Source organism: Thiofilum sp., assembly GCF_016711335.1.
GTDB lineage: Bacteria > Pseudomonadota > Gammaproteobacteria > Thiotrichales > Thiotrichaceae > Thiofilum.
This window is the reverse complement of record NZ_JADJTF010000001.1, coordinates 3,687,136-3,712,848: the sequence shown is the minus strand read 5'-3', so window position 1 is coordinate 3,712,848 and position 25,713 is coordinate 3,687,136. Positions and strand designations below refer to the sequence as shown.

General features: G+C 43.5%; 19 protein-coding genes and 1 tRNA gene. 16 read left to right on the top strand and 4 right to left on the bottom strand.

The genetic code is table 11. From position 1 onward, the window contains the following. Window positions 1-5 precede the first annotated feature (5 nt). On the top strand, window positions 6-512 hold the full coding sequence (gene folK, locus IPL34_RS17355; protein ID WP_296842757.1) for a 2-amino-4-hydroxy-6-hydroxymethyldihydropteridine diphosphokinase: 507 nt from the start codon (window positions 6-8) through the stop codon (window positions 510-512). 95 nt (window positions 513-607) lie between these two features. Here folK and IPL34_RS17350 read toward each other — a convergent pair whose 3' ends face one another. Next, entirely contained in the window at window positions 608-1,057 is a 450-nt protein-coding gene (locus IPL34_RS17350) for an N-acetyltransferase (protein WP_296842756.1), read from the bottom strand. A gap of 268 nt (window positions 1,058-1,325) precedes the next feature. Between IPL34_RS17350 and aqpZ the strand changes: the two genes are divergently transcribed. The 5 genes from aqpZ to IPL34_RS17325 all read left to right on the top strand — a co-directional run bounded on the left by aqpZ (window position 1,326) and on the right by IPL34_RS17325 (window position 5,840). Continuing rightward, window positions 1,326-2,051: an aquaporin Z gene (gene aqpZ / locus IPL34_RS17345; protein ID WP_296842755.1), complete on the top strand. Its 726-nt coding sequence runs from the start codon at window positions 1,326-1,328 to the stop codon at window positions 2,049-2,051. Window positions 2,052-2,182: 131 nt separating this feature from the next. Then, entirely contained in the window at window positions 2,183-2,851 is a 669-nt protein-coding gene (locus tag IPL34_RS17340) for a response regulator transcription factor (RefSeq protein WP_296842754.1), read from the top strand. Continuing rightward, the gene (locus IPL34_RS17335; RefSeq protein ID WP_296842753.1) at window positions 2,844-4,265 is read left to right on the top strand and encodes a sensor histidine kinase; all 1,422 of its coding nucleotides are present in this window, start codon (window positions 2,844-2,846) and stop codon (window positions 4,263-4,265) included. The genes IPL34_RS17340 and IPL34_RS17335 overlap by 8 nt, the downstream gene beginning before the upstream one ends. After that, window positions 4,247-5,335, top strand: a complete 1,089-nt coding sequence (locus tag IPL34_RS17330) for an ABC transporter substrate-binding protein (protein ID WP_296842752.1) — start codon at window positions 4,247-4,249, stop codon at window positions 5,333-5,335. The genes IPL34_RS17335 and IPL34_RS17330 overlap by 19 nt, the downstream gene beginning before the upstream one ends. A gap of 115 nt (window positions 5,336-5,450) precedes the next feature. Then, window positions 5,451-5,840: a hypothetical protein gene (locus IPL34_RS17325; RefSeq protein WP_296842751.1), complete on the top strand. Its 390-nt coding sequence runs from the start codon at window positions 5,451-5,453 to the stop codon at window positions 5,838-5,840. Between the two features lie 27 nt (window positions 5,841-5,867). Here IPL34_RS17325 and IPL34_RS17320 read toward each other — a convergent pair whose 3' ends face one another. Then, a complete protein-coding gene (locus tag IPL34_RS17320) occupies window positions 5,868-7,358 on the bottom strand; it encodes a glutamate synthase subunit beta (RefSeq protein ID WP_296842750.1) in 1,491 nt (496 codons plus the stop codon). Between the two features lie 11 nt (window positions 7,359-7,369). After that, the gene (gene gltB, locus IPL34_RS17315) at window positions 7,370-11,971 is read right to left on the bottom strand and encodes a glutamate synthase large subunit (protein ID WP_296842749.1); all 4,602 of its coding nucleotides are present in this window, start codon (window positions 11,969-11,971) and stop codon (window positions 7,370-7,372) included. A 159-nt stretch (window positions 11,972-12,130) separates the two neighbouring features. Between gltB and dnaG the strand changes: the two genes are divergently transcribed. The 4 genes from dnaG (at window position 12,131) to IPL34_RS17295 (ending at window position 17,051) form a co-directional block, all read left to right on the top strand. Continuing rightward, entirely contained in the window at window positions 12,131-13,900 is a 1,770-nt protein-coding gene (gene dnaG / locus IPL34_RS17310) for a DNA primase (RefSeq protein ID WP_296842748.1), read from the top strand. 83 nt (window positions 13,901-13,983) lie between these two features. Beyond that, window positions 13,984-15,897 (top strand): RNA polymerase sigma factor RpoD, encoded by a 1,914-nt coding sequence (gene rpoD / locus IPL34_RS17305; RefSeq protein ID WP_296842747.1) that lies wholly within the window; start codon window positions 13,984-13,986, stop codon window positions 15,895-15,897. 28 nt (window positions 15,898-15,925) lie between these two features. Then, window positions 15,926-16,002 (top strand) — tRNA-Ile (locus tag IPL34_RS17300). Window positions 16,003-16,073: 71 nt separating this feature from the next. Then, on the top strand, window positions 16,074-17,051 hold the full coding sequence (locus tag IPL34_RS17295; RefSeq protein WP_296842746.1) for a magnesium transporter CorA family protein: 978 nt from the start codon (window positions 16,074-16,076) through the stop codon (window positions 17,049-17,051). A 47-nt stretch (window positions 17,052-17,098) separates the two neighbouring features. Here IPL34_RS17295 and IPL34_RS17290 read toward each other — a convergent pair whose 3' ends face one another. Next, on the bottom strand, window positions 17,099-18,118 hold the full coding sequence (locus tag IPL34_RS17290) for a helix-turn-helix transcriptional regulator (RefSeq protein WP_296842745.1): 1,020 nt from the start codon (window positions 18,116-18,118) through the stop codon (window positions 17,099-17,101). 535 nt (window positions 18,119-18,653) lie between these two features. Between IPL34_RS17290 and IPL34_RS17285 the strand changes: the two genes are divergently transcribed. From IPL34_RS17285 to pyrC, 6 genes are all read left to right on the top strand, one after another. Next, window positions 18,654-19,265 (top strand): hypothetical protein, encoded by a 612-nt coding sequence (locus tag IPL34_RS17285; protein ID WP_296842744.1) that lies wholly within the window; start codon window positions 18,654-18,656, stop codon window positions 19,263-19,265. A gap of 74 nt (window positions 19,266-19,339) precedes the next feature. Next, the gene (locus IPL34_RS17280; protein ID WP_296842743.1) at window positions 19,340-19,837 is read left to right on the top strand and encodes a hypothetical protein; all 498 of its coding nucleotides are present in this window, start codon (window positions 19,340-19,342) and stop codon (window positions 19,835-19,837) included. After that, on the top strand, window positions 19,834-20,640 hold the full coding sequence (locus tag IPL34_RS17275) for a hypothetical protein (protein WP_296842742.1): 807 nt from the start codon (window positions 19,834-19,836) through the stop codon (window positions 20,638-20,640). Before IPL34_RS17280 ends, IPL34_RS17275 begins: the two co-directional genes overlap by 4 nt. A gap of 37 nt (window positions 20,641-20,677) precedes the next feature. Next, on the top strand, window positions 20,678-23,470 hold the full coding sequence (locus tag IPL34_RS17270) for a hypothetical protein (RefSeq protein WP_296842741.1): 2,793 nt from the start codon (window positions 20,678-20,680) through the stop codon (window positions 23,468-23,470). Window positions 23,471-23,578: 108 nt separating this feature from the next. Beyond that, entirely contained in the window at window positions 23,579-24,442 is an 864-nt protein-coding gene (locus tag IPL34_RS17265) for a hypothetical protein (protein ID WP_296842740.1), read from the top strand. Between the two features lie 144 nt (window positions 24,443-24,586). Beyond that, window positions 24,587-25,645 (top strand): dihydroorotase, encoded by a 1,059-nt coding sequence (pyrC, locus tag IPL34_RS17260; RefSeq protein ID WP_296842739.1) that lies wholly within the window; start codon window positions 24,587-24,589, stop codon window positions 25,643-25,645. Window positions 25,646-25,713 lie beyond the last annotated feature (68 nt).

The window sequence follows — 25,713 nt, the reverse complement described above, 5'->3', positions numbered from 1 at the left end:
TGTCTATGAGGCAGCCTTTAGTTTATATTGGCTTAGGTAGTAATTTAGGAGATTCCATTACTACCTTGCGCTCAGCTCTAGCTACTTTGCGCTCACATCCCGCCATTCACCATCTGCAAGTATCACGTTTATATCGCTCTAAACCCATAGGGCCACAAGATCAGCCCGATTATTGGAACGCCGCTGCTTGTTTTCATACCCCTCTTACTCCGCAGGCAGTACTGACTTTATTATTCACGATTGAACAACTGCATGGGCGTGAACGTGAAAAGCAAGTGCATTGGGGAGCGCGTACTTTAGATTTAGATGTATTGCTTTATGATCAGCTAATCATAACTACTCCCCAACTTATTATTCCGCATCCTTATTTAACAGAGCGTGCATTTGTGGTGTTTCCCTTAATAGATTTAAATCCTGATTTGATTTTACCATCTGGTAAACTATTAAGAGATTATCTTAGTGTATTACAAGAGCAAGCGGGTACCTTGCAAGTATCTGATTTGGCTTTATAATATTATCAAATAACAAGCACTTTCAATAATAAGCCATTATTAAAAAATCAGTGATTGAGTTTTATAAAAAATTACTAAATAGCTATACTATTGGTTTAGATCTTTTGAGTATTAAGCGTTAAGTTGCATTCCATGCGGGCTAAGATTTCATTCCGCTGCATAATTTCAAAACCATTACGACGATATAAGTTAATAGCGGGATTATCCAAAAAGACGACTAAACTCATCAACTGTTTTTGGCGCACTTGGGCGAGTTGCCTAATATAGTCTAATGCATGGCTACCAATGCCTTGTCCTTGCACTTCTGGTAAGAGTTGTAGGTCGGCTAGGTAACAGGCATGAGCATCCTGCTCTAAGCGAATGACTCCGACACAGCGCTGCTCTTGATAGATACCTAGGTTTTCAGATTTCTGCCAGTTTTGCGCATAGCACGCATTTTCCCATTCAATCTTATGTTTTTTATAATAAAACTGCATATTATTACGTGTTAATTCCAGAGCGAAATCATAAGTAATGAGCGGTGTAATTTTAATAGTTTTCAGCATCGTTAATGTCCAAGCATTATTATTTTAGTTTTTGAGTGTAGATATTAATATAATAGCTATCATAATTTATTAATCAATCGATTTATTAATAAAAAGTATAAAAATAGGTAAGCATAAGGATTAAAATTTATTCTATACTCTAGGCGCTGTCTTATCGAACTGGGTTATTACCAGCGGATAAGAGTAGTCGATTACAGGGGTGTGATTAACAGGCTCCGTGTGGTTAAGTATCAGGACTGATATTGAAATTGTACAATAGGGATATTATATGAATCTAATTAATCGGTTGTTAGCCGAGTTTATCGGTACGTTTTGGCTCGTCTTGGGTGGTTGTGGTAGCGCTGTATTAGCTGCCGCTTTCCCGGATGTGGGGATTGGACTATTAGGGGTGTCATTCGCCTTTGGTTTAACGGTAGTCACTATGGCTTATGCGATTGGTCATATTTCAGGCTGTCATTTAAATCCAGCCGTATCAATAGGTTTGTTTGTAGGCGGACGTTTTCCAGCACGCGATTTATTACCCTATATCATTGCTCAAGTTGCTGGAGCCATTGTAGGTGCTGTGATTCTATATATGATTGCCAGCGGCAAGCCCGGTGCGGATGTGATTGCTGGTGGTTTGGCCTCTAATGGCTACGGGGATGCGTCTCCGGGCAAATACAGCATGATGTCCGGTTTCTTAACCGAAGTGGTGATGACCGGCATGTTCTTAATTATCATTTTAGGGGCGACCGATGGGCGTGCTCCGGCAGGGTTTGCTCCCCTCGCCATTGGTTTAGGACTCACTTTAATCCATTTAATCAGTATTCCTGTCACCAATACCTCAGTAAATCCAGCTCGCAGTACTGGACCTGCTTTAGTGGTAGGTGGGGTAGCGCTTCAGCAATTATGGCTGTTTTGGGTGGCTCCTATTGTGGGTGCTGCATTAGGAGGCATTATTTATCGCATCATAGGACGTGATGATCGCCCCGATATTACCGGAGACGCATCATAACTATAAAAAACGCTTAAAGCCTTTCACTGCCAGTAGTGGCAAAAAAGCGCTCTCTCAGGGGCGCTTTTTTGCATTGACAATCCCTAACGCGTGCTTAAAACTGCTGATTTGATTCACTAAGTAGCGGTAGCATGCGCATCCTATTAGTTGAAGATACCCCAGATCTAGCCGAAGCCATCCAACAACGCCTCCATACTGATGGGCATGTAGTCGATTGGATCAATGATGGTTTAAAGGCGGCTCATAGTTTGAGTATTTTAGATTATGCTTTGGTAATTTTAGATTTAGGTTTACCCAATCTCGACGGTATTAGCCTATTGCGTTATTGGCGTGCTGCTAAGTATAAAACCCCGGTATTAGTGTTGACGGCGCGGTCGAGTATTGATGATCGAGTACAGGTATTGGATATAGGGGCGGATGATTATTTAGTGAAGCCAGTTGATTTACGTGAGTTATCAGCACGCTGTCGTGCTCTCATACGCCGTAACAGTGGGGAGGTGAGCAGCGTGTCGCAATACGGTAATTTAAGCTATGACCGAGCTGCGGCTAAAGTACTGATTAATCAAGTAGAAATTGAGTTACCTAAGCGCGAATTATGTCTCCTAGAGGTTTTTTTAAATAATCTAGGGCGCACCTTAAGTAAAAATCACATTGCAGACCAGTTAGCCTCTTTTAATGAAGAACTAAGTGATAATGCTATTGAGCTATATGTCGCCCGTTTACGCAAAAAGTTAGCGGAGAGTCGACTCACGATTCAAACACTACGTGGCTTGGGTTATATCGCGGTGTTAAATGATTAAGCGTTGGTTGCAAAGCTTAACTACTTATACTAGCTCTCTGCGGTTACGTCTCATTGTGTTATTTGCTTTAGTACTGGTATTAGGTGGAGGTACTTTGCTGTGGGCAGCCGAAAGTTTTGCGCGTCGCGCTGCTGATCAAGTGTATGACAAGTTATTAGCTAGTGCTGCATTAGCGGCTTTAGAGCGCCTGAGTGTGATTGAAGATCACATTAATTTTGATTTGCCCTATGCCACCTTTGATATGTTGTCCTTGTCGGAACATGATCGGGTGGTCTATCGCCTGATGCGTGAAGATCAGACTTTGCTCACCGGATATGACGCCTTACCACTGCCTGATCCTATTCCGAGTAATACCAATGAGCCTTTCTTTTTTACTCTGGATTATGATGGTGAGCCGTTTCGCTTTATTGTGATGCGGCGCTTATTGATTGACTCTAAAACGCATGAATGGGTGTGGTTTCAATTAGGTCAAAGCCGCTTAGCGCGTTCTGCCTTAGAGCATGATATGGTGTGGCGAGCAATTGCCGATATGATTGGATTAAGTGTGATTGGCTGGTTTTTTGTTTGGTTAGCCGCACGTTGGTCGCTAGCTCCATTAATGCGTGTGCAGCAAGCACTTGCTCAGCGTCAATCAACCGATTTGAGTCCCTTATTAATCAAAGTACCGCGTGAGGCGGCGCCTTTAGTCGCAGCGATTAATCACTTCATGGCACGTCTGCAACGTAATCAAGATCGTAATCATGCCTTTATTGCCGAAGCCGCACATCAGTTACGCACTCCTTTAGCCAGTTTACAGGCGCAAGCAGAATTAGCGGCGGATGAAACCGATAGTGCTTTATTTAAAGACCGTGCTGAGCGTATTCGCCGTAATGCCAAAGAAACCACTAATCGTATTAATCAATTATTGAGCTATGCCACCTTAGCGCATCGAGCCGATGTTTTAAGCCCAGAACGCATCGTATTAGAGCAGTGTGTGGTTAATGAGCTAGCCAATTTAGCAGCCATTGCTATGCGTCAAGGGGTAGAGCTTAATTTTGACAATCATGTAGGGGAGGTACAGGTATTAGCTGATCCTGAAGCGATTCGAGAGGTGCTGCGTAATTTAGTCGATAATGCCCTGAAGTATGGTCAGCTCAATAGTACCCGTGCTGAGCTGATAGTAAGTATTGAGCCTATCCCTGAAAATACGGCACTGGTGATGTTACAAGTACGTGATTTTGGGCAGGGTTTAACGCCGGAACAAATTGCACAAGTGATGACGCGCTTTGGGCGGGGTGAATTTAATAAAACCAAAGGCAGTGGTTTAGGGCTAGCGATTGTCGATCAAATCGTGCGTCAAATGGGAGGCGAGTTGGTATTAACGACAGCACAAGGAGGCGGTTTAGCCGCACAAATATGGTTAAAGCGTATTTAAAAGGTATAGCTCGGCTAGTGGTGATAGCGTTGGTGCTGGGGGGGTCTAATGTGTTAGCGGCTATTACGGAGTATCCGGCGCTCCAAGGTGAGCAGCAACGCCTACTGCTCTTATCGGCTACTGATAAAACCGTGTTAGAACCCTTAATACTAGACTTCCAACAGCTTTATCCTAACATCAGCGTGATTTACGACGAACGTTATACAGTTGCGGTATATGAGCATTTTCGGACGCAATATCAAGCCCATACTAGCCCTGATGTAGTCATTAGCTCGGCTATGGATTTGCAAGTAAAGCTGGTGAATGATGGCTATGCAGCCACGCACGAGCAGCCAATGCCCGCCGATTGGCCACAATGGGCGAGCTGGCGTCAACAAGCTTTTGGTTTTACCTATGAACCAGCGGTAATTGTCTATAACCGCAAGCTGATTAAACCCGAAGAAGTGCCTATCAACCGCTTTGAACTCATTAATTTATTACGTTCTGACCCTAATCGCTTTTATTTAAAGGTAGGTACTTATGATATTGCGAGTAGTGGCTTGGGTTATTTATTTGCTAGTCAAGATGCCGAGCAGGCTAGCACTTGGGGGCGTTTGACTGAAAGTCTCAGTCGGGTACAAAGTAAACTGTATGACCAGACCGCTGACATGCTGAATGCCCTAGTCAAAGGCGAGTTGTTGATTGCTTATAATGTATTAGGTTCGTATTTAGAAACGTGGATACAGCAGCATACTGAGCTGGCTTATGTATTGCCTAGTGATTATACCTTGGTGATGTCGCGGGTAGCGTTTATTTCTAAACGTGCACCTCATGCTGAGGTGGCTCATGCGTTTATGGAGTATCTGTTATCGCTAAGGGGGCAGAATATCTTAGCCCAACGCTCATTTTTAAGTCCCATCCATCCGCAAGTCAGCGGTAAACAAACTTTTAGTAGTCTGCAAGCGAGCGCTCAAGGGCCTTTGCGTTTAATTCGTTTAAGCCCAGCCCTATTGATTTATCAAGATCGGATGAAGAAAGCCCAATTTTTAAAAGATTGGCGGGTGCTTATGCAGCCTTTGCATATCCCTTAAGCGTTTGCACCATCCGTCTTAGGCTTTATGCCAGCACCTCTGATCTTGAGGTACTTAATGCCATAATCGGGTTATAACAGTTTATAGTCTGTTGGTCGGAAATAGGGAGATTGCTATGGGAATAGAAGCGGTATCAGCTTATCAGCGTTGGCAACAAATCATGTTTTGGTTAAGTTGGCTAACCCTGTTAATACCCGGATATATATTGACCTTCGGTACTTTCCGTATGGCGCAGTTGGTGTGGAATGGCTACCGTGATCAGTTGGATTGGTTAATACTGGTGATTTTAGGCTTAGGAGCCTTTGCTATTGTTTTGACAGCGATTTTAACCTATTGGGCGTATCGTACCGCGAGTCGAGGCTATTGGAATCTCATGCTGTGGCAAGCGGTCGGTTTATTAGGTATACCCTTATTGGTGATGTTGGCTTGTATTGGAGTGTACTTTCAATTAGAACTGAGTGGTGTGCTGCCCACTCTACCGAATAATCTAAGGCTAACTCAGTGAGAGTTAGCCTTAAAAGTGAGGCATAGCTTACGGTAAAGAGGTCGTGCCCATTAAATAACGGTCACATTCGCGTGCGGCTTGACGACCTTCACGAATAGCCCACACCACTAAACTTTGACCACGACGCATATCACCAGCAGCAAATACACCTGCAACATTAGTAGCGTAAATGCCTTCAGTGGCTTTAACATTACCCCGTGGGTCAGTGTCGAGTTTTAAACCCTCAATTAAGGTTTTTTCAGGGCCGGTGAAACCCATAGCTAACAGTACTAATTGAGCAGGGCGCTCTTGTAAAGTGCCTTCAACCTCAACCAGATTCATGCGTCCATCAGCCCCTTTTTCCCACTTCACTTCGACGGTTTGAATGGCTTTAAGATTGCCTTGTTCGTCACCTATAAAGCGTTTAGTGGAGACTAAGTAGCTACGTGGATCAGCACCAAATACCGCAGCCGCTTCTTCTTGACCATAATCTACTTTGTAGACCATAGGCCACTCCGGCCAAGGATTAGTAGGAGCACGTTGATCGGGTAGGCGTGGCATGATTTCTAATTGAGTTACCGAATTACAACCATGACGTACCGAGGTCGCTACACAGTCTGTTCCAGTATCACCACCGCCAATAACAATTACATCCTTACCAGCCGCCGAAATATAAGCACCATCTTGCAGGCTAGAATCCAATAGGCTGCGTGTATTTTTGGTGAGGAACTCCATCGCCAAATACACACCCTTTAATTCACGCCCCGGAACAGGTAAATCACGCCCTTGAGTCGCGCCACCACACAATACAATGGCATCGTACTCGGCTTGTAATTGTTCAGTAGTGACATCCTTGCCTACTTCAATACCGGTGCGGAACTCAATCCCTTCGGCTGCCATGAGGTCAACACGGCGCTGTACTACATCAACCTTATCTAGCTTCATATTGGGAATGCCGTACATGAGTAAGCCCCCAATACGATCAGCCCGCTCAAATACGGTAACAGTGTGACCTGCTTTATTTAGTTGATCGGCACAAGCCAAGCCCGCAGGCCCAGAGCCTACCACTGCCACCTTTTTTCCAGTACGGGTTTCTGGGGGCTGAGGTTGAACCCAACCCTCTTCAAAGGCTTTGTCAATGATTGTGACTTCATTGAGTTTAATCGTGACCGCTGGCTCATGTAAGCCTAGGGTACATGACCCTTCACAAGGCGCGGGACAGACCCGCCCTGTAAACTCAGGGAAGTTATTGGTCATGCGTAGACGTTCATACGCCTCACGCCATAAGCCCTGATAAATCATATCATTCCACTCAGGAATGAGATTATTCACCGGACAACCACTCGCCCCTCCGGGCAATAAGCGCCCGGTTTGGCAGAAGGGCACACCGCACTCCATGCAGCGTGCACCTTGAGTACGTGCTTGAGCTTCTTGATCAAAATGTAGATGAAATTCGCGCCAGTCTTTAATCCGTTCGAGCGGCGCGCGATCAGCCGGTAGTTCCCGATTGAACTCCATAAAACCGGTTGGTTTGCCCATTAATAAACTCCTTAGTTGCCGCCTGCTCGTGAAGCATCATTGTTATTGGCATAGAATGCTGCTAACAGCGCTTCTTGGCCCGTAATACCTTGTTGCTCAAATGATTTAATGGTGTCTAGCATACGTTTGTAATCGTTAGGCATGACCCGCACAAAATGAGTGACGGTTTGTTCCCAGTGACTTAACAGTTGACTACCGCGTGTACTTTCAGTGTGGAGTACATGCTTTTCGATCATGGTTTTCACAAAAGCGATGTCGTCTGCCTCGCTCAATGCGCTGTAAGACACCATTTCACGATTACCACTTAGGGCTAAAATACCAGTAGGGTCATACACATAAGCAATACCACCTGACATACCCGCACCAAAGTTACGTCCTACTGTGCCTAATACCACGACTCGACCACCGGTCATATATTCACAAGCATGATCACCAGTGCCTTCTACTACTACATTGACGCCAGAATTACGCACGCAGAAGCGTTCACCCGCTACACCGCTAATAAAGGCTTCACCGGAGTTCGCACCAAAGAAAGCCACATTGCCAATCACAATATTGCTTTCAGCCGCATATTGAGCCTCTTTGGGTGGGTAAACAATAATCTTACCGCCGGATAAACCCTTGCCAATGTAGTCATTCGCATCGCCTTCCAGTTCTAAGGTCATGCCTTTAGGAGCAAATGCGCCAAAACTCTGACCGGCTGAACCCACAAATTTTAAGCGAATGGTGTCTTCAGGTAGACCTTCTGCGCCATATTTGCGAGTAATTTCCGCACCCGTAATCGTACCTACTACCCGATCAATATTATGGATCGTGAAGCTAGCTTGTAGGGGTGTACCATTTTCAATAGCGGCTGCACAGGCGGGAAGGATTTCACGCTCATCTAAGGTTTTGTCAATACCATGATCTTGAGCACGAGTACAGTAAATACCATCTAAATCAGGCACTTTAGGACTATAGAGCAGCGTGCTTAGGTCAAGATTCTGTGCTTTCCAATGACCTTTATAATTGGCTTGATAGAGCTTATCGGTACGACCGATCATTTCATCTACAGTACGGAAGCCCAGTTTTGCCATGATTTCACGCATTTCTTGCGCGATAAAGGTCAATAGATTCACCACGTATTGTGGATCACCAGAATACTTTTTACGTAGTTCAGGGTTTTGTGTCGCAATACCGACTGGGCAGGTATCCAAATGGCACACCCGCATCATGACGCACCCCAAAGACACCAGAGGCATAGTCGCAAAACCATACTCCTCCGCACCTAAAAGGGCTGCAATCACTACATCGCGTCCAGACATTAATTTACCATCGGTTTCTAGACGTACCCGACTGCGTAAATTATTAATCATCAGGGTTTGATGGGTTTCAGCCAAGCCTAATTCCCAAGGTAAACCAGCGTGCTGCAAACTGGTTTTAGGCGATGCACCTGTACCGCCATCGTAGCCAGAGACTAGAATAACATCGGCTTTACCTTTAGCTACCCCAGCGGCAATCGTACCAACACCTACCTCAGAGACTAATTTGACATTAATCCGCGCCCGCTTATTGGCATTTTTCAGATCGTGGATCAGTTGCGATAAATCCTCAATCGAATAAATATCATGATGCGGTGGTGGCGAAATTAAGCCCACCCCCGGAGTCGTACCGCGAGCTTCAGCCACCCAAGGATAGACTTTACGTCCGGGGAGCTGTCCGCCTTCGCCCGGTTTTGCCCCTTGAGCGAGCTTGATTTGAATCTCTTTAGCATTATTGAGGTAATAACTACTCACCCCAAAGCGCCCAGAGGCGACCTGTTTGATGGCGCTTGAGCGCGAATCACCATTAGCATCAGGAATATAGCGCCGTGGATCTTCGCCACCCTCACCAGAGTTAGATTTGCCACCAATACGATTCATCGCAATAGCGAGCGCTTCATGAGCTTCTTGGCTAATGGAACCATAAGACATAGCACCCGATTTAAAGCGCTTAAGGATATTCTCAACAGGTTCTACTTCGTCTAGGGGAATAGGCTGATCGGCAAAGTTGAACTCTAGCAGGTTACGTAAATTAAACTTAACTTCAGGGTCATCATTTAATTTAGCGGTGTATTGCTTGAACAGGTTGTAGTCATTAGCACGGGTAGCTTTTTGCAGCATATAAATCGTTTCAGGATTGTACTGATGCTCCTCTTCGCCACTACGCCATTGGAATACCCCGCCTGAGTTTAAGGTACGTAGCGCACTATCGTGATGCTCATAGGCATGCTTGTGCCGACGTAAGGTTTCCTCGGCGATCACTTCCATGGTGATACCGCCAATACGTGAAGCAGTAGCAGTAAAGTAGCGATCAATCACTGATTTATGCACCCCTAAGGCTTCAAAAATCTGTGCACCACGATAAGACTGAACCGTAGAGATACCAATCTTAGACATGACTTTAATCACGCCTTTAGTCACGGCTTTTACATATTTGTAAACGGCTTCTTCATGGGTCAACCCAGTCATTAAGCCTTCACGAATTAAATCATCTAGTGACTCAAAAGCTGTATAAGGATTAATCGCTTGAGCACCATAACCTAACAGGGTGGCAAAATGATGCACTTCTCGCGGCTCGCCCGACTCGACAATCAAACTCACTTTAGGGCGATTACCATGACGGATTAAATGATGATGCAAACCTGCAATAGCGAGCAGTGAAGGAATAGGCGCATGCGTAGCATCTACCCCACGATCTGATAGCACTAGAATATTAGCCCCACCTGCAATCGCTTGATCAGCTGCGGCAAATAGTTCACTTAGCGCTGGCTCTAGACCTGTTTGCCCTTCACTTGCCTTAAATAAAATAGGCAGCGTCACACACTTAAAGCCGACACGATTCACCTGCTTGATTTTCATGAGGTCAGCATTATCCAAAATCGGCGTTTGCAGCAGAATTTGGCGGCAACTTTGTGCTGTTGGATGCGTAATGTCGCCTTCAGAACCTAAAGTGGTGAGCGACGATGTAATAATCTCTTCTCGAATCGCATCAATCGGTGGGTTAGTGACCTGAGCAAATAGCTGTTTAAAATAGTTAAACAGGGGCTGAGGTTTATCAGAGAGTACGGCTAAAGGCGAGTCGCAACCCATTGCACCTAAGGGATCAATACCATCACGTGCCATGGGTACGAGGACTTTACGAATATCTTCAAAGGTGTAGCCAAAAGCCTTTTGACGCTGAATCAGCGTGTCATGATCAGGAACCGGTACTTCCTCAGCTTCAGGCAAGTCTTCTAAGGCAATGAGATTTTCTTGCAGCCACTCGCCATAAGGTTTAGCAGATGCCATTTGATGTTTAATATCTTCATCCGAGGTTATCTCGCCTTTAGCAGTATCAACAATCAGCATCCGTCCGGGTTGGAGGCGTTGCTTAGAAATAACTTTGCTTTGATCTAGGCTATTTAAGACCCCCACCTCGGAGGCGAGAATGATTAAATCATCATTGGTTAAATAATAACGCGAGGGACGTAGACCATTACGATCTAAGGTAGCGCCTACCAGTGTACCATCCGTAAAGCACATCGCAGCAGGACCATCCCAAGGCTCCATTAAACAACTATGGTATTGATAAAATGCCTTTTTCTCCACCGACATATTCTCATGTCCCGACCAAGGCTCTGGTATCAACATCATCATCGCGTGTGGTAGGGAGTAACCAGCGAGGTATAAAAACTCTAAAGTGTTATCTAAGCGAGCCGAGTCACTGCCATTAGAGTTAACGATAGGGAAGATATCCTTGACATCGACTCCAAATACCTCAGTTTTAATGAGAGCTTCACGCGCATTCATCCAGTTTTCATTACCGCGAATGGTATTAATTTCACCATTATGAATCAGGTAACGATTGGGATGCGCTCTATCCCAGCTAGGGAAAGTATTGGTGGAGAAGCGCGAATGTATTAAAGCTATTGCAGATTCTACTAAGGGATTAGACAGATCTGGAAAAAACTCACGTACTTGCTCAGTAGTCAACATGCCTTTATACACGATAGTGCGAGAAGACAGGCTACTGAAATAAATTTGTTTTGAGGTTGGAATGTTGGGTTGATTTACCACATTTTGTGTGCGTTTACGTACCACATAGAGTTTGCGCTCAAAAGCTATGCCCGCTGGAATAGTAGAGGGGCGAGCAATAAAAACTTGCCGAATCACAGGCATGGCTTCAAGCGCTGTTTTGCCAATAGTGGCTGTACAGGTGGGTACATCACGCCACCCCAACAGATCAAGATTTTCTTCCTTTACAATGCGAGCAAAAGTCGCTTCACTATCACTACGTGCAGAAGTATCTTGAGAGAGGAAAATCATCCCAACCGCATAGTCGCCACTAGCGGGTAAAGTAAAGCCTAGACGCTTGGCTTCATCAGCAAAGAAGGCATGGGGTAGTTGGAGCATAATCCCAGCACCATCGCCAGTGTTTTCTTCACAGCCATGTGCACCGCGATGCTCCATATGAGCCAAAATAGTCAGTGCATCTTGAACGATAGTGTGAGATTTTTTGCCTTTTAGGTGTGCTACAAAGCCCATGCCGCAGGCATCATGTTCATACGCGGGGTCGTAGAGGCCCTGCGCTTCAGGTAAATCAACGTATTTCATAGGAACCTACAGGCAACAAAAGGGTTGCTATTATGAAACAATTGACAAAGTTAAGGCTAGCACCTTGTCTCGATTTTTAGGGAGGATGTCCTCGTCCCTGATAATAACGCGACTTGGCGTTTAGTGCTATTTGGTTGACAACATTAGGTGTGATTTTGCATGGCAGGACGTATTCCTAAAGAATTCATCGATCATTTATTGGCTAAAGTTGACATTGTGGATGTCATTAATAATCGTGTACCGCTCAAGAAGCATGGGCGTGAGTTCATGGCATGTTGCCCGTTTCATAGCGAAAAAACCCCTTCATTTACGGTAAGTCCTAATAAGCAGTTTTATCACTGCTTTGGTTGTGGGGTGCATGGTAGTGCCATCAGCTTTTTAATGGAGTATGAAAATCTAGAGTATGTAGAGGCGATTGAATTACTGGCTCGTTCACAGGGTTTGGATGTGCCCTATGAGCAAAGTGAAGGGACTAAAACCACTCCTTCTCAACCGAAAGCACAGTTAGATACCTATACCTTAATGGAGCAAGTCGCCCAATTTTACCAGCACCAATTACCCCAAGCGTCCAAGGCTCAAGACTATTTGGCGCTGCGGGGTTTGAGTACAGAAATAACCACTCGTTTTCAGTTGGGATATGCACCCGAAGGGTGGGATATTTTGAGTAAAGCCTTTCCGAATCAAACAGCACGTTTATTAGAGGGGGGGCTACAGATTAAAAATGATAAGGGGCGTTATTACGACCGTTTTCGTGAGCGTTTAATGTTCCCCATTCGAGATCGGCGTGGACGGGTGATTGGCTTTGGGGGACGAGTATTAGGAGAAGGAACACCTAAATATTTGAACTCACCTGAAACGCCTTTGTTTCATAAAGGGCGTGAACTTTATGGTTTTTTTGAAGCACGTCAACATACTCGCCAATTAGAGCGTTTAATAGTAGTAGAAGGTTATATGGATGTGATTGCCCTCGCTCAGTTTGGTATTAATTATGCGGTAGCGACTTTAGGCACTGCGACGACACCTGAGCATATTCAGCGTTTATTTAAAACCGTACCAGAAATTATTTTTTGTTTTGATGGGGATAGAGCAGGGAAGCAAGCAGCGTGGCGAGCTTTAGAGACTTGTTTACCAGAACTGCGTGATGATCGAGAGGTGCGCTTTTTATTTCTACCCCAAGGAGATGATCCTGATAGTTTAGTGCGTAAAATCGGCACAACAGCCTTTGAGGAGTTATATGCTAAAGCACTAGGTTTATCAGAGTATTTGTTAAGCCATTTAAAAGCACAATTTAATGTTGCCACTATGGAAGGGCGTGCCCATTTGGAACATGCTGCTTTAAATCTACTTGAAAAAGTACCTGAAAGCGCTTTTAAGGGGCAGGTATTAGCAGAGGTGGGGAAATTAACTCAAAAACACGCTCTGCTTTTGCGCTCTAATGCCAGTGCTACGGATAATGGCAAACAGACTCAAGCTTTAAGACCCGCGCATAGTGTTAAAAACACCGAGCAGAGTATTAAACGCACGCCGTTAAGGTTGGTGATTGCTGGTTTATTGTATGAACCTAGTTTAATTAGATATATGGATAATCCTGAACAGCTAGTCCGATTTCCCATACCTGGGATGGATTTATTACTAACTTTGGTTGAAATCATTGAAGAGCAACCCCATATAGTAACAGCAGGGTTGGCAGAACGGTTAAGAAATACCGAGCATGAGTCATTAATCGCTAAGGCACTTACATGGCTCAATCCACCCATAGAATTAGCAGTATTAGAGCGTGAGTTTATTGACAGTCTGCATCAAGTGAGAAGGCAAGGGATGGAGCGTCAGCTAGAGCAATTAGTGCATCGTGCCCAAACCAGTGAGCTTAGTGCACAGGAACAACACGATTTAAGTTCATTGCTCGCTGAGATTCATCGTGTTAAATAGTTTATCTACCTTGCGTCGGATGGGGCTTGCATTTTTGAGTTTTGTGTTATAATCGCGCGTCAATTTTTGAGGTTAGTCAGGGCATGAGTCAAACAGAACAGCAACAATCAGGATTAAAAGAGTTAATCGCACGGGGTAAAGAGCAGGGCTTCCTGACGTATGCGGAAGTCAATGACCACTTACCTGATACGATTGTTGATCCTGAGCAGATTGAAGATATCGTTGCCATGATCAACGATATGGGTATTACCGTTTATGAGCATGCACCTGATGCCGATTCCCTGCTCTTAAACGATGAAGCCGTCCAAGCCGACGATGAGGCCACTGAAGAAGCCGCCGCTGCTTTAGCCAATATCGATGGTGACTTTGGTCGCACCACTGATCCAGTGCGTATGTATATGCGTGAAATGGGTACAGTAGAGCTACTAACACGCGAAGGCGAGATTCAGATTGCTATCCGTATTGAAGAGGGCTTAAACGAAATCCTTAAGGCACTCGCTCAATATCCCGCCTCCACTGAAGTACTTTTGGATATGTATTCCAAGGTGGCGACTGAGGAGACGCGTCTGACCGAAATTATCAATGGGTTTGTCAATCCTGATGAGGAGCTTACGCCTTTTCCGATTGCAGCTATTGATGATGAGTTAGCGGCTGAGGCAGCGGCTGAAGCGGATGCGGATGCTGTGGTTGCAGTAGAAGAAGACGAAGAGGTAGAAGCAGCCGCTGATCCGGTGGATTCTGGACCTGATCCCGAAGAAGCTGCGATTAAATTTGCCGAGTTGCAGGTCTTATTTGAGCGCTCTCAAGAGCTGAATAAAGGTAAAAGCAAAGCTAAAGCAGCTGAGTATTTACAAGCGCGTGAAGAGCTAGCGGCTAAGTTTATGGAGTTTCGTCTAGCACAACCCGTAATTGATCAATTGACGCAACGCCTTAATGGTATCGTGGAGCGCATTCGCCACAATGAGCGGGCAATGATGAAGTTGATCGTGCAACATGCGAGCGTACAGCGTAAGGACTTTATTGATTCGTTCCCACAAAACGAAACTAATATGAGTTGGGTCGATGAGTTTGTGGCTAAGTATCCTAAATATAGTGAGAGTCTGAATTCATTAAAGTCACGAGCGCTCGATATTCAAAAGCAATTAGCCGATATTGAAGAAGAGTGCAGTTTAACGGTTGCCCAGATTAAAGAAATTAACCGTAGCATGTCGGTGGGTGAAGCCAAGGCACGTCGTGCTAAAAAGGAAATGGTAGAGGCGAATCTGCGTTTAGTGATTTCTATTGCGAAAAAATATACTAACCGTGGCTTGCAGTTCTTAGATCTGATCCAAGAAGGCAATATTGGTCTGATGAAAGCGGTGGATAAGTTTGAATACCGCCGTGGCTATAAGTTTTCCACCTATGCGACGTGGTGGATTCGTCAGGCGATTACCCGTTCTATTGCTGACCAAGCACGCACGATTCGTATCCCTGTGCATATGATTGAGACGATTAATAAGCTCAACCGGATTTCACGTAAATTATTGCAAGAAATGGGGCGTGAACCGACACCAGAAGAGTTGGCGGTAGCGATGGAAATGCCGGAAGACAAAATCCGCAAAGTACTCAAAATTGCTAAAGAACCGATTTCAATGGAAACGCCCATCGGTGATGACGAAGATTCGCATTTAGGTGATTTTATTGAGGATGGTAATATTCAGTCGCCTTTAGATTCTGCGACCGCTTCGAGTTTATCGGAGATTACGCATGAGGTGTTGTCTAGTCTGACCTCTCGTGAAGCCAAGGTGTTGCGTATGCGTTTTGGTATTGATATGAATACCGATCATACTTTGGAAGAGGTGGGTAAGCAGTTTGATGTAACGCGTGAGCGGATTCGTCAAATTGAAGCAAAAGCGCTCAGAAAGTTGCGTCATCCGAGTCGATCAGATATGCTACGCAGCTTCTTGGAATACAGTGATATTCCTATTAATACTAACTTAGGTGGTAGTGAGCGCTAAGTAGTAACGACAGTTTAAGTCTCTTATTGGGCCTATAGCTCAGTCGGTTAGAGCAGGGGACTCATAATCCCTTGGTCGTAGGTTCGAGTCCTACTGGGCCCACCATTTCAAGCCTCTGTTCTTCAGGGGCTTTTTTATTAGTACACGGCTTAAATAGAAAAAGCGTTGGAGTACTCATGGACATTATTCATTTTGACCCTAATACCATGCGTGCCCAAGGGGTGACTGTTGATCAGGCCATTGAGTCAGAGGGCGTGGTATGGGTCGATGTGTACCCGCATGATAATGATTGGCAAAAGGTAGTCGAAAAACTACTAGGCTTTCCTTTGCACGAGCAGCATGTGCAAGATGCGCAAAATCCCCAACATCCTCCTTTTTATGACGCCACGCAAGATTATGAAATGCTGGTGTTTCGCGCTTTAACCCATACTACGCTGCAATTAGGTAGTTTTCAGGCTGAATCCTCACCTATTGTTTTTTTTATTAGCGGCAAGGTGTTAGTGAGTGTACATGCTTCACTAAAAACCGATTGCCATATTCCACGGGCGCGATGGCTGCGTGGCTTGCCGATACGGGCGCCTTTAACCGCGATGGGCTTATTAGGGTCATTACTAAGCTGGTTCACCGACCAATACTTAAATATGCGTGTTCCCTTTGCTCAGCAACTAGAACATTGGCAAAAGCAATTATTAAACCCTGACTCGCGTTTTAATGATTGGACAACCCTATTAAAAGCGAGTAGTCAATTACGCCATTTTCGGATGGGTACGGTAGAGCCGCAAGAAGAGACTTTAGATGCGTTTTTGGATGAAACCAGTTTAGAGTTAGACTCGCGCATTGAAGTGCGTTTAAAGGATGTATTAGAGCATTTCACCCGTGTGAGTCGTGATACTGAAACCTTGCAAAACGATTTAGAAAATCTAGTCCAAATTTATTTCTCTGCCACTAATCAACGTACTAATGAAATTATCCGTGTATTGACTATCGCTTCAGTAATTTTTCTGCCGCTCAATTTATTAGCGGGTATTTACGGTATGAATTTTGAAAATATTCCCGGAGCAGGCGCTCATTTTGGATTCTATGAGGTTTTAGCAGGGATGATGGGAATTACTATAGCGGTATTATGGATTTTGCATTGGAAGCGCTGGTTATAAACAAATCAAATACATAATTATCTAAAAATCATCGAATATTTTTCTATTTAGCCCATTGGCTCTGTTTCTTCTAATAGCTCCTGTATTTCTGGTGTAAAGCATTCACGAATCCATTGTTTATGATGGGGCGTGGTGGAACATTCTTGATAAAACCTTCTAATAGCTGTCATTTGCAAGGGCGTATCTTCGGCTAGGATACGCTGTGCGGTTTCTAAGATATGGAGCGTATCATTAATTCGATCTATGCTCTGATAATAACTATGTAGACTTTGAGCTAACCCTCTATTATTAATATGAATATAGCGTAGGTTTTGTTGGTCAACGGGTAATAAAAAGCTTACTTTGCCTTGATAGGCATCAATGCGAATACTGGCATCGCGTAAACGCTGTTGTGTATTAGGAATAAAATATAAACGCTGATAAATATTAATAGAAAAATAATGCAGCATGCGTTGCAAAATAGTGATTTTGTCTGCCTTGGAATAGGTTCCCACCGGAGAAAATAAAAACTCAATAAAACTGCTTAATGGGTAAAACTCAATATGCTCTTGAGAGCTAGGTTTGGCTTTTAATAGGTTGGCAAAGCATTCTGAGCAGGTAAAGTGACGTGCAGGAAACCAATTACATACTTTAAAAAAGGTGGAGGGTTGGTCATTAAAGGTAGTTGCTAAGTGAGTGTGTTTAGCGCTGGTTTCAGTATAAACCTCTTGGTAGTAAATGTGTTGCAAGCGCTTAGATAATAGTTCTGCTGAGGGGGCAGAGAAGAATTGGCTGAGTGCTAACCAGTGGGTGATGCTGAGTTCGGCTTTATCAAGCTCTAGGTCGGAGAGCATGCTTTGGGTGAGCAGATCCGAGGTGTTGAGGTTTGGAATAGCTTGCTTGAGGTAGTTATTGAAGGCCTCAGTAAACTCGGTTTGACGCATACGTCTAGACTCGCGTAGTTCACGTAAATACTGACCGTTTTGAGGTCTAGGGCGTTTATTAGATTTTGGGGGCATAAATAAATAAGTTGGGGTCTGTAATAAAGATGACAAACTCGCTTTTGTCATAGTGAATGATGTAATCACATACTATCTCGTTTAATTCGTCAAGATCAAATTTTATACTTTTCCTAATGTGTTTGCTCTGCATTTTTTTATGGTGAAGTCAATGTGAAAATTTTCACATTGACGGGGCATTATTTTCTACTACTTGTTTTTATTTAAATTTAGGTAGTTTATGTTTTATTGCATAGTTATTGGGAGTGTGTGACGTTTGTGTTTTTGTAGGCGAGGATTTTAGTTTGGCTCTATTTAGAGCTTTGAATAATATGGTTTTTTTAATGAAGTCAAGGTTGAGGGGTGTGAAAGTTTTACTATTCGACTATTTGTTTTTTGGTATTTTAATTGATTTTAGATAAGTTAATTTTTGTATGGGGATTCGGTTGTAATTTGTTTTGATTTGATTCTAGACTAAGGCATGTTCATAGCTAGTTAATGTTGAGTAAACAGGTATGGTTTATGAATGGCTTTGGGTGGTTAGCGTTATTAATTAAGTTTCTAGGGACAAGTCTGGGCTAAATGTTTTTGTTTTGACTTGTTTTTATATACTAAGGAGTTTGTTATGAATATGAAACAAAAGTTGTTGATGGGGTTAGTGGCTACGACTTTGACTGCGCCGGTTTTTGCTGATACGGCAGGTGATAGTCAGTCTATTAGTACTTCAGCTAGTGAAGTTTATTTAATTGATATTAAATCTGCTAGTGGTACTACTACGTCAGGTGATGAGGATGATAGTGGAGCTAATGCGTTGACGGTTTCTTTTACAGACCCTAGTAGTGGTAAAGCAGCAGGATTGGGTTTGGTTAGACCAACTGCAGCAACAGGGTATTATGATATTACGTCTAATATTGCACATACTACTGATTTTAGTTCTGTAAATAAAAGAACATTAGCGGCTACAGTTAGTGGTCTTGGTCCTGGTTGGGCTTTAACAGTTACTCCAACTAAACCAACAATTAATACTTACAATAGTCCAGTAGATGGTGCCGGTCTTTCGACGCCTTATACCTTTGCTAATCAAGCAACCAGTCAAACTTTCTACACTGGCATAGGTAATGTTGTAGCCAAGGATTTAGCAATCACTTATCAGTTCGATGCTGAAACTGGCGTAAATATCCCTGCTCATGCTACTAATAAGGTTGTGGAAGTTGCTTATACTCTAAGCGATGATTAAAACCTAGAATAATAAAGTTTTATAAAAGCATGGATCTACTTTTAACGTAGATCCATCTCTATAGGAAGTCAAAAATGCGATATAGGCTACTTATTTGTTTGTTAATGTCCTTGTCAAATAACATAACACTGGCAGCGGCGACACTAGCAGTTAATAGTGGCTATAAAAATATAACAATTAATAATTCTTATGTTGGACCAAAGTTTGCAGGCTCATACTATTTGTTAGAAGCTGAAAGTACTATATTAGGAGCTATTACTATTGGCAACTCTACACCTTCTACATCTTCTATAACTGAGTGTGGAGCAAATTCACCTGACTGGCGTGTTAAAGCCTATTTAAAAAGAAACCTTAATACTAATATTTATGTTAAACGAGTGGATAGCGGTAATAGTAATATGATTTATGGTGGGGATTCTTATCTACCTTTAAGTGAGATGCCAGTAACCTTTTTTTGTGGAGATGGTGATGTCACTAATGTGGCTATTCAATACAAACTGTCCCCACTTGATATAAGAGATGGTCACGGCGATGTTACTTGGCAGGTCAATTATATTGTTGAGGAACTATGATTCTATTAAATTTACGTATCCCACTTAAAATATTTTGCTTAATTATTTTTGTGGCTTTTAATGCATCTTTGGTTCATGCAGAGGTTCTAGTTACAAAACTATTGCATGATTTTGATACCTCTACTAATCAAAGTCACCTGGGTAGTTTCGATATCGAAAACTTAGGTAAAAGACCTGTAGTTCTTAATATCATACAGCAAGATAAAGTAGATGATCATGCTTTAGGTAGAGTATGGAGTAATCGTGCTTGGATTAAATTACCTATTAACCAGTTAAGACTAGAGCCTCGAGCTAAGAAAAATATTACCTTTAAAATACAGTCACCCAACAATGTAAAGACAGGAACATACTGGAGTTCTATATATGTTGATCCTGTATTACCTGTTTTATTACCATCTAAAATTCAATCAGAGCCAGGAAAGATTAAGTTCTTAATTCAACAAAAACTACGTTATGAAATACAAATTCGTACCCATATCGGTAAAGGTGAACCTAAGCTAAATTTTTCTGCCCCTAAACTTGAAAAAAATCAATCTAACCAAAAAGTATTTGGCATTAATATCAAAAACTCTGGCAACTTTCATGCTCAAACCAAAGTCAGCCTAGAAGTCTTCCGTGCCAACGGTCAACGAGTAGGACTACTCCAAGGCAACACCCGTGGACTCTACCCTGGTGCTCAAAAACGCTTTGAAGTCAACGTAGCTAAGCTTCCCGTAGGACAATATAAAGCCCTACTCCTAGCCACCGATACTAAAACAGGACGCAACTTTGGCGTAGACGTCAACCTCAACATTCAACCTTAAACAACTCCCACAAGCTCATAAAAAAGGCTGAAACCCCATGCAAAGAACTGCGAATAGCGTAATCAACCGCCTATCCCTCTCCCTTGCCATCAGTTGTATAGTGAGCTTTCCTCTCACCAGTCACGCCGCTAATGATGTCACCATCACTCCCCTCGAAACCACTGTAGCGGCGGACGACCGAGGCATAGTTACCCTACGCTTTGAAGTAGAAAACCAAACCAACCAATCCCTCACATGGCAAGAAACTATAGGCTTGCCAGAGGGTTGGGAATTAGTATCTAGCCCAGCTCCCTTTCCACTAGCTCCTAAACAACGCGAAGTGCGTTTTATCTATGTCTCGATACCGCGCGGTACGAATTCCGGCACTTATCCGATCAATTACCAAGTCAATGCTCAAGGTAACGCCAACCTGAATGGAGCAGACCGAGTAAATGTGCAAATCATCGCAGTAGCAGGCGCGGAGTTAAGTACCACTGATAAACCTTATGTACTACTAGCGGGTGACGAATATAAAATCACTACACAACTAAAAAATACAGGCAATCAAACTAGAGCCTTTCGTATTTATGTTGAGGACGAAGATGGTTTTATTACAAACTTCTCTCCGCGCTCTATTACCCTAAAAGCCTCTGAAACAGCCGATATTCAGCTAGCAGGGAAAATACCCGCCAACTTAACTAAAAGTACTGATCATAAAATAACAGTAGTAGCCGATAGTGGTAAGAACAGTGCTGAGGAGCGGATTACTATTCCCGTTTACGCTCGGACACCCGAAGGCTTAGGGCAGTGGCAAAAGTTACGGGGCAGATTAAGCCTGCGCTATAACTATCAAGATAATAAAACTAATAATCAAAAAGATAATTGGCAACTGCAATACGATGCCCAAGGTGCTTTAGATAATGAGGGTAAACATCGCCTAGCGGTGTATTTACGCAATGGCTCGAAAAACCAGCAAACATGGTCTAATTTACAAGAGGAATATCGCGCTACGTATTCTACTGATGAGTGGAAGGTGATCGCAGGGCATCAGAGTTTCTATAGTGATAGTCGTTTGAGTGGTTTAGGTTTATCTAATGCTTCAGGTACGACGATTGAATATAATCCTATTTTTAAAGAGCGTGGACGCCCTTTAAAGATGCGTGCCTATGAGGGCAAAAGTCGCACCAATACCACGACTCAGGAAAAATCACGCGGTGCAAGTATTCGCTATCGTTTTGATAAAGAGCAGCTTGAAATCGGCGCTGCGGTAGTAGATCAACAACAAAATAATTTTGATGACGTGGTTAAAAGCTTAGATTTTAGTTGGGTAGTCAAAAATTTTAGCTTCAGAGGCGATATAGCCCAAGATAGTGATGGTAAAGCACATGCTTTAGACATTAATACCTACTGGCAAAATGTAAATGCTAATGTGTCCTATACTAAAGCGGATGCTAAGTTTAATGGTGGTAATCAAGATACGAAGCGTTTATATGGAGGTTTGGGTTGGCGAATGAGTGAGGCTACCCGCTTTCAAATTAACTTTCGCCGCTCTGAAAATAACTTAGCTCAAGATCTTAGCAAGGAAATACGCCATGATGAAGAGCATAGCGCTAGTATTAGCCATTACTTTGATAAAGCACGCAATAAGCAAGGTACAATTGGCTATCGATTACGTGATAGTCAAGATCAACGCCCAACTCCCACTACTAATGAAAAAATAAAAACTTTATTTGCCGAGTATCGCCATAGTTTTGAGCAGTTTGATTTTACCCTTGGTCTAGAGCAAGGTAAGCGCAATGATCAAATTAAAAGTAATAACAATAACACGGGGCGTGAGGTAAGGATGGCACTGAATTGGCGCCCTAATCGACAAGTCAACTTTAATACTACTTTTTCACAAGATAAAGGATTAGATAGTAACGGTACTACTCGCTCATTAGGTATTAATGGCACCTATAAATTAAATAAGCGCCAAGAGTTAACAGGTTATTGGCAACAGACTCGTAGTAATGACAATAGCAGTCGCTATGATAGTTATAATGTGGGTTATCGTCATACTTTTAAAAATGATCATGCTATTTCTTTTAATGCTACACACAGACGCGATAATTTAAGTACTAGCACCGATAACAATGATAACTATATTTGGTTAGATTATACCTTACCTTTAGATATACCGTTTAAACGCCGTAGTAATATCGGCAATATTGCTGGCAAGGCTTATTACGCTGATACACGTACTCCTGCGGAAAATCTCATTTTAGATATGGGCGGCTATCATGCTGTTACTAATGCTAAGGGGGAGTTTAGTTATCCTAATATGCTAGCTAAAAACTATGATTTGCAGATTGATACCAGTCGTTTAGACCAAAGTGGCTATATGCTAGATACTCCTACTAATACCCAAAGCGTAAAAGTAGTAGCTAATAATACGCAACGTGTTCAAATCCCATTGAAGCAAGGAGCTAGTATCACAGGACGTTTACTAGCTTTTGAGGTTAATAAAACGTTGGCATCTAGTGCTGAAAAAGATGGGTTAGTGCCAAGTGAGGGCTTAGGTGGATTACTAATTGAGTTACAACCTATAGGCGATACCAGTGACAAACGCACCGTGCAAAAGCGTTTAACTCAAGGTGATGGTTCATTTAGCTTTATAGGCATACCGTTAGGTCAATGGCAAATTGTAGTGGTTGATGCGGATAAAATCCCTGAGCAATACCGTCTAGAGCAGCAGCAGGTTACAGTAGAGCTGGAAAAAGGTGAAAACGAAGAGGTCACCATTCGTGCGGTTCCATTACATAAAACGATTGATCGAGTGGGACCTAGAGAAGGCTTTTCGGTGAGCGGTTGATTTTTTGAGTATTGCAAGCTCATTGTATGGTTGTGAGTCTACTAGCATTAGCCGTAGTAGCCTCCTACAATCGAGATAGTCCTAATTACCGCAGTCGAGTACCCGCCCATGAAAGCCGTTGCTTCGTTACGCTATGGTGTGATCTTCAAAAAAGCATTTTCACACCCCGACATCTTCAAAGCCTTTGTCAAAGACATCTTAGGCATTGAGCTACAGATTGAGCGTGTGGAAACGGAAAAATCGTTTGAAAGCTCGATTGGCTCAGTCGATAGCCGCTTTGACCTGTTTGCCGAAGATAAAGTCAATCGGATTATTGTCGACATCCAGCACAAGCGCTATCTAGATCACTACCACCGCTTTCTCCACTATCATTGTGCGGCATTATTAGAACAAGTCGTCAATGCCAAAGACTATCGCCCCGACCTCAGCGTCTACACTATCGTTATCCTCACCAGTGGCGACAAACACCAAAAAGACATGTTGGCTATAGATTTTGACCCCAAGGATTGGGATGGGGTAGGCGTAAACGAAATCCCACACAAAGTCTTATTTCTCAGCCCTAAATACCTCAGTGACCGTACTCCCCCTGCATGGCGTGAATGGCTACAAGCGATTGAAGATAGTCTCGATGGACAAGTGAACGAAGCTGACTACCACAATGCCTGTGTGCAAAAAGTCCTAAAACTGATTGAGCAAGACCAAATCACCCCCGCTGAACACGCCCGCATGAAAGATGAGTACAGCGAAGAGCAACTACGCCTACAAGAATGGGAAGAAGCCTTAGCGAAAAGCAAGCAACTCGGCATTGAAGTAGGCAAACAGCTAGGTTTGGAGGAGGGAATTGAAGTGGGTGAGCTACAAGGTCGCCTAAAAACGGCGCAAGCTATGTTAGACAAAGGCATGCCCTTAACCTTGATTACCGAATTAACCGGATTATCAGTAGAGCAGATTGAAGGTATTAACCCACAGTAGAGCAGGCGATAGCTCTCTACTGGCACAAGTCACCTCTGCCTCAACCGATTAATCCGGTGCGCTCGGTATTATCAACAATGAATAGCAGGAATCTAGCTGGCTTTCTGCTAGAATCACTGCCCTTGTTGAAATGGACAGGCAGCAATGACCGCAACGACTCTTACTCTTACTCTACCCGATGACTGGCATGTGCACTTACGCAGTGGTGAACTATTAAAAGCCGTATTGCCCTTTAGCGCTCAACATTTTGGACGCGCTATTGTTATGCCAAACCTCCAACCACCCGTAGTTAAAACCGCTGATGCCCAAGCGTATCGTGCTGAAATTGCGGCAGCATTGCCTGAAAATAGTCATTTTCAACCCTTAATGACTTTATATCTGACCGAGCAAACCGATCCCAATGATGTAAAACAAGGTTTTTTGAATGGCGATGTAACAGCAGTAAAGCTCTATCCTGCCGGAGCTACCACTAATTCAGCGGCTGGTGTAAAAAATCTTGAGGCGGTTTATCCCGTGCTAGAGGTGATGGAGTCCATCGGTATGCCGCTATTAGTGCATGGTGAAGTAGTTGACCCTGAGGTGGATATTTTTGATCGAGAAGCGGTATTTATTGAGAAAAAACTGCAACCGATTCGCGCTCGCTTCCCTAAGCTTAAAGTCGTATTTGAGCATTTAACCACTAAAGATGGTGTGGATTATGTGCAATCATGCGAGCAATACACCGCTGCTACCATTACCCCACATCATTTAGTGATTAATCGCAATGCTATGTTAGTCGGAGGGATTAAACCGCATTATTATTGCCTGCCGGTGGCTAAACGCGAGCTTCACCGCCTAGCTTTAGTTGAAGCGGCCACCAGTGGTGATGCACGTTTTTTCCTTGGAACCGATTCTGCCCCGCATTTAGATCATGCTAAACAAAGTGCTTGCGGGTGTGCAGGGATTTTTAATGTGGCGAATACCTTAAGTATTGTGGCCCAAGTATTTGAAAATAATCATGCCCTGAGCCATTTAGAACGCTTTGTATCATTAAATGGTGCACTGTTTTATGGTTTGCCAGTCAATCAAGCTCAGTTAGTATTAGAGCGTCAGCTTGAACCGCTTCCAGTACCAGAGAGTCTATCACTGAGCCAAGGTACATTAACCCTGTTTGATCCCTTAATGCCCGTTTACTGGGCGGTTAAGCAAGTAATCACCCCTTAAGTTTTACTGTACTGTAGCACCACACAAGCTTTATCTGCCCTCGCTGCGGCGAGTTTCTATTGTTGTTG

What these genes read in the sequence shown, in the direction of transcription:
- folK (WP_296842757.1), top strand. Translation starts at nt 6, where the DNA reads ATGAGGCAGCCTTTAGTTTATATTGGCTTAGGTAGTAATTTAGGAGAT.
- IPL34_RS17350 (WP_296842756.1), bottom strand. Translation starts at nt 1,057, where the DNA reads ATGCTGAAAACTATTAAAATTACACCGCTCATTACTTATGATTTCGCT.
- aqpZ (WP_296842755.1), top strand. Translation starts at nt 1,326, where the DNA reads ATGAATCTAATTAATCGGTTGTTAGCCGAGTTTATCGGTACGTTTTGG.
- IPL34_RS17340 (WP_296842754.1), top strand. Translation starts at nt 2,183, where the DNA reads ATGCGCATCCTATTAGTTGAAGATACCCCAGATCTAGCCGAAGCCATC.
- IPL34_RS17335 (WP_296842753.1), top strand. Translation starts at nt 2,844, where the DNA reads ATGATTAAGCGTTGGTTGCAAAGCTTAACTACTTATACTAGCTCTCTG.
- IPL34_RS17330 (WP_296842752.1), top strand. Translation starts at nt 4,247, where the DNA reads ATGGTTAAAGCGTATTTAAAAGGTATAGCTCGGCTAGTGGTGATAGCG.
- IPL34_RS17325 (WP_296842751.1), top strand. Translation starts at nt 5,451, where the DNA reads ATGGGAATAGAAGCGGTATCAGCTTATCAGCGTTGGCAACAAATCATG.
- IPL34_RS17320 (WP_296842750.1), bottom strand. Translation starts at nt 7,358, where the DNA reads ATGGGCAAACCAACCGGTTTTATGGAGTTCAATCGGGAACTACCGGCT.
- gltB (WP_296842749.1), bottom strand. Translation starts at nt 11,971, where the DNA reads ATGAAATACGTTGATTTACCTGAAGCGCAGGGCCTCTACGACCCCGCG.
- dnaG (WP_296842748.1), top strand. Translation starts at nt 12,131, where the DNA reads ATGGCAGGACGTATTCCTAAAGAATTCATCGATCATTTATTGGCTAAA.
- rpoD (WP_296842747.1), top strand. Translation starts at nt 13,984, where the DNA reads ATGAGTCAAACAGAACAGCAACAATCAGGATTAAAAGAGTTAATCGCA.
- IPL34_RS17295 (WP_296842746.1), top strand. Translation starts at nt 16,074, where the DNA reads ATGGACATTATTCATTTTGACCCTAATACCATGCGTGCCCAAGGGGTG.
- IPL34_RS17285 (WP_296842744.1), top strand. Translation starts at nt 18,654, where the DNA reads ATGAATATGAAACAAAAGTTGTTGATGGGGTTAGTGGCTACGACTTTG.
- IPL34_RS17280 (WP_296842743.1), top strand. Translation starts at nt 19,340, where the DNA reads ATGCGATATAGGCTACTTATTTGTTTGTTAATGTCCTTGTCAAATAAC.
- IPL34_RS17275 (WP_296842742.1), top strand. Translation starts at nt 19,834, where the DNA reads ATGATTCTATTAAATTTACGTATCCCACTTAAAATATTTTGCTTAATT.
- IPL34_RS17270 (WP_296842741.1), top strand. Translation starts at nt 20,678, where the DNA reads ATGCAAAGAACTGCGAATAGCGTAATCAACCGCCTATCCCTCTCCCTT.
- IPL34_RS17265 (WP_296842740.1), top strand. Translation starts at nt 23,579, where the DNA reads ATGAAAGCCGTTGCTTCGTTACGCTATGGTGTGATCTTCAAAAAAGCA.
- pyrC (WP_296842739.1), top strand. Translation starts at nt 24,587, where the DNA reads ATGACCGCAACGACTCTTACTCTTACTCTACCCGATGACTGGCATGTG.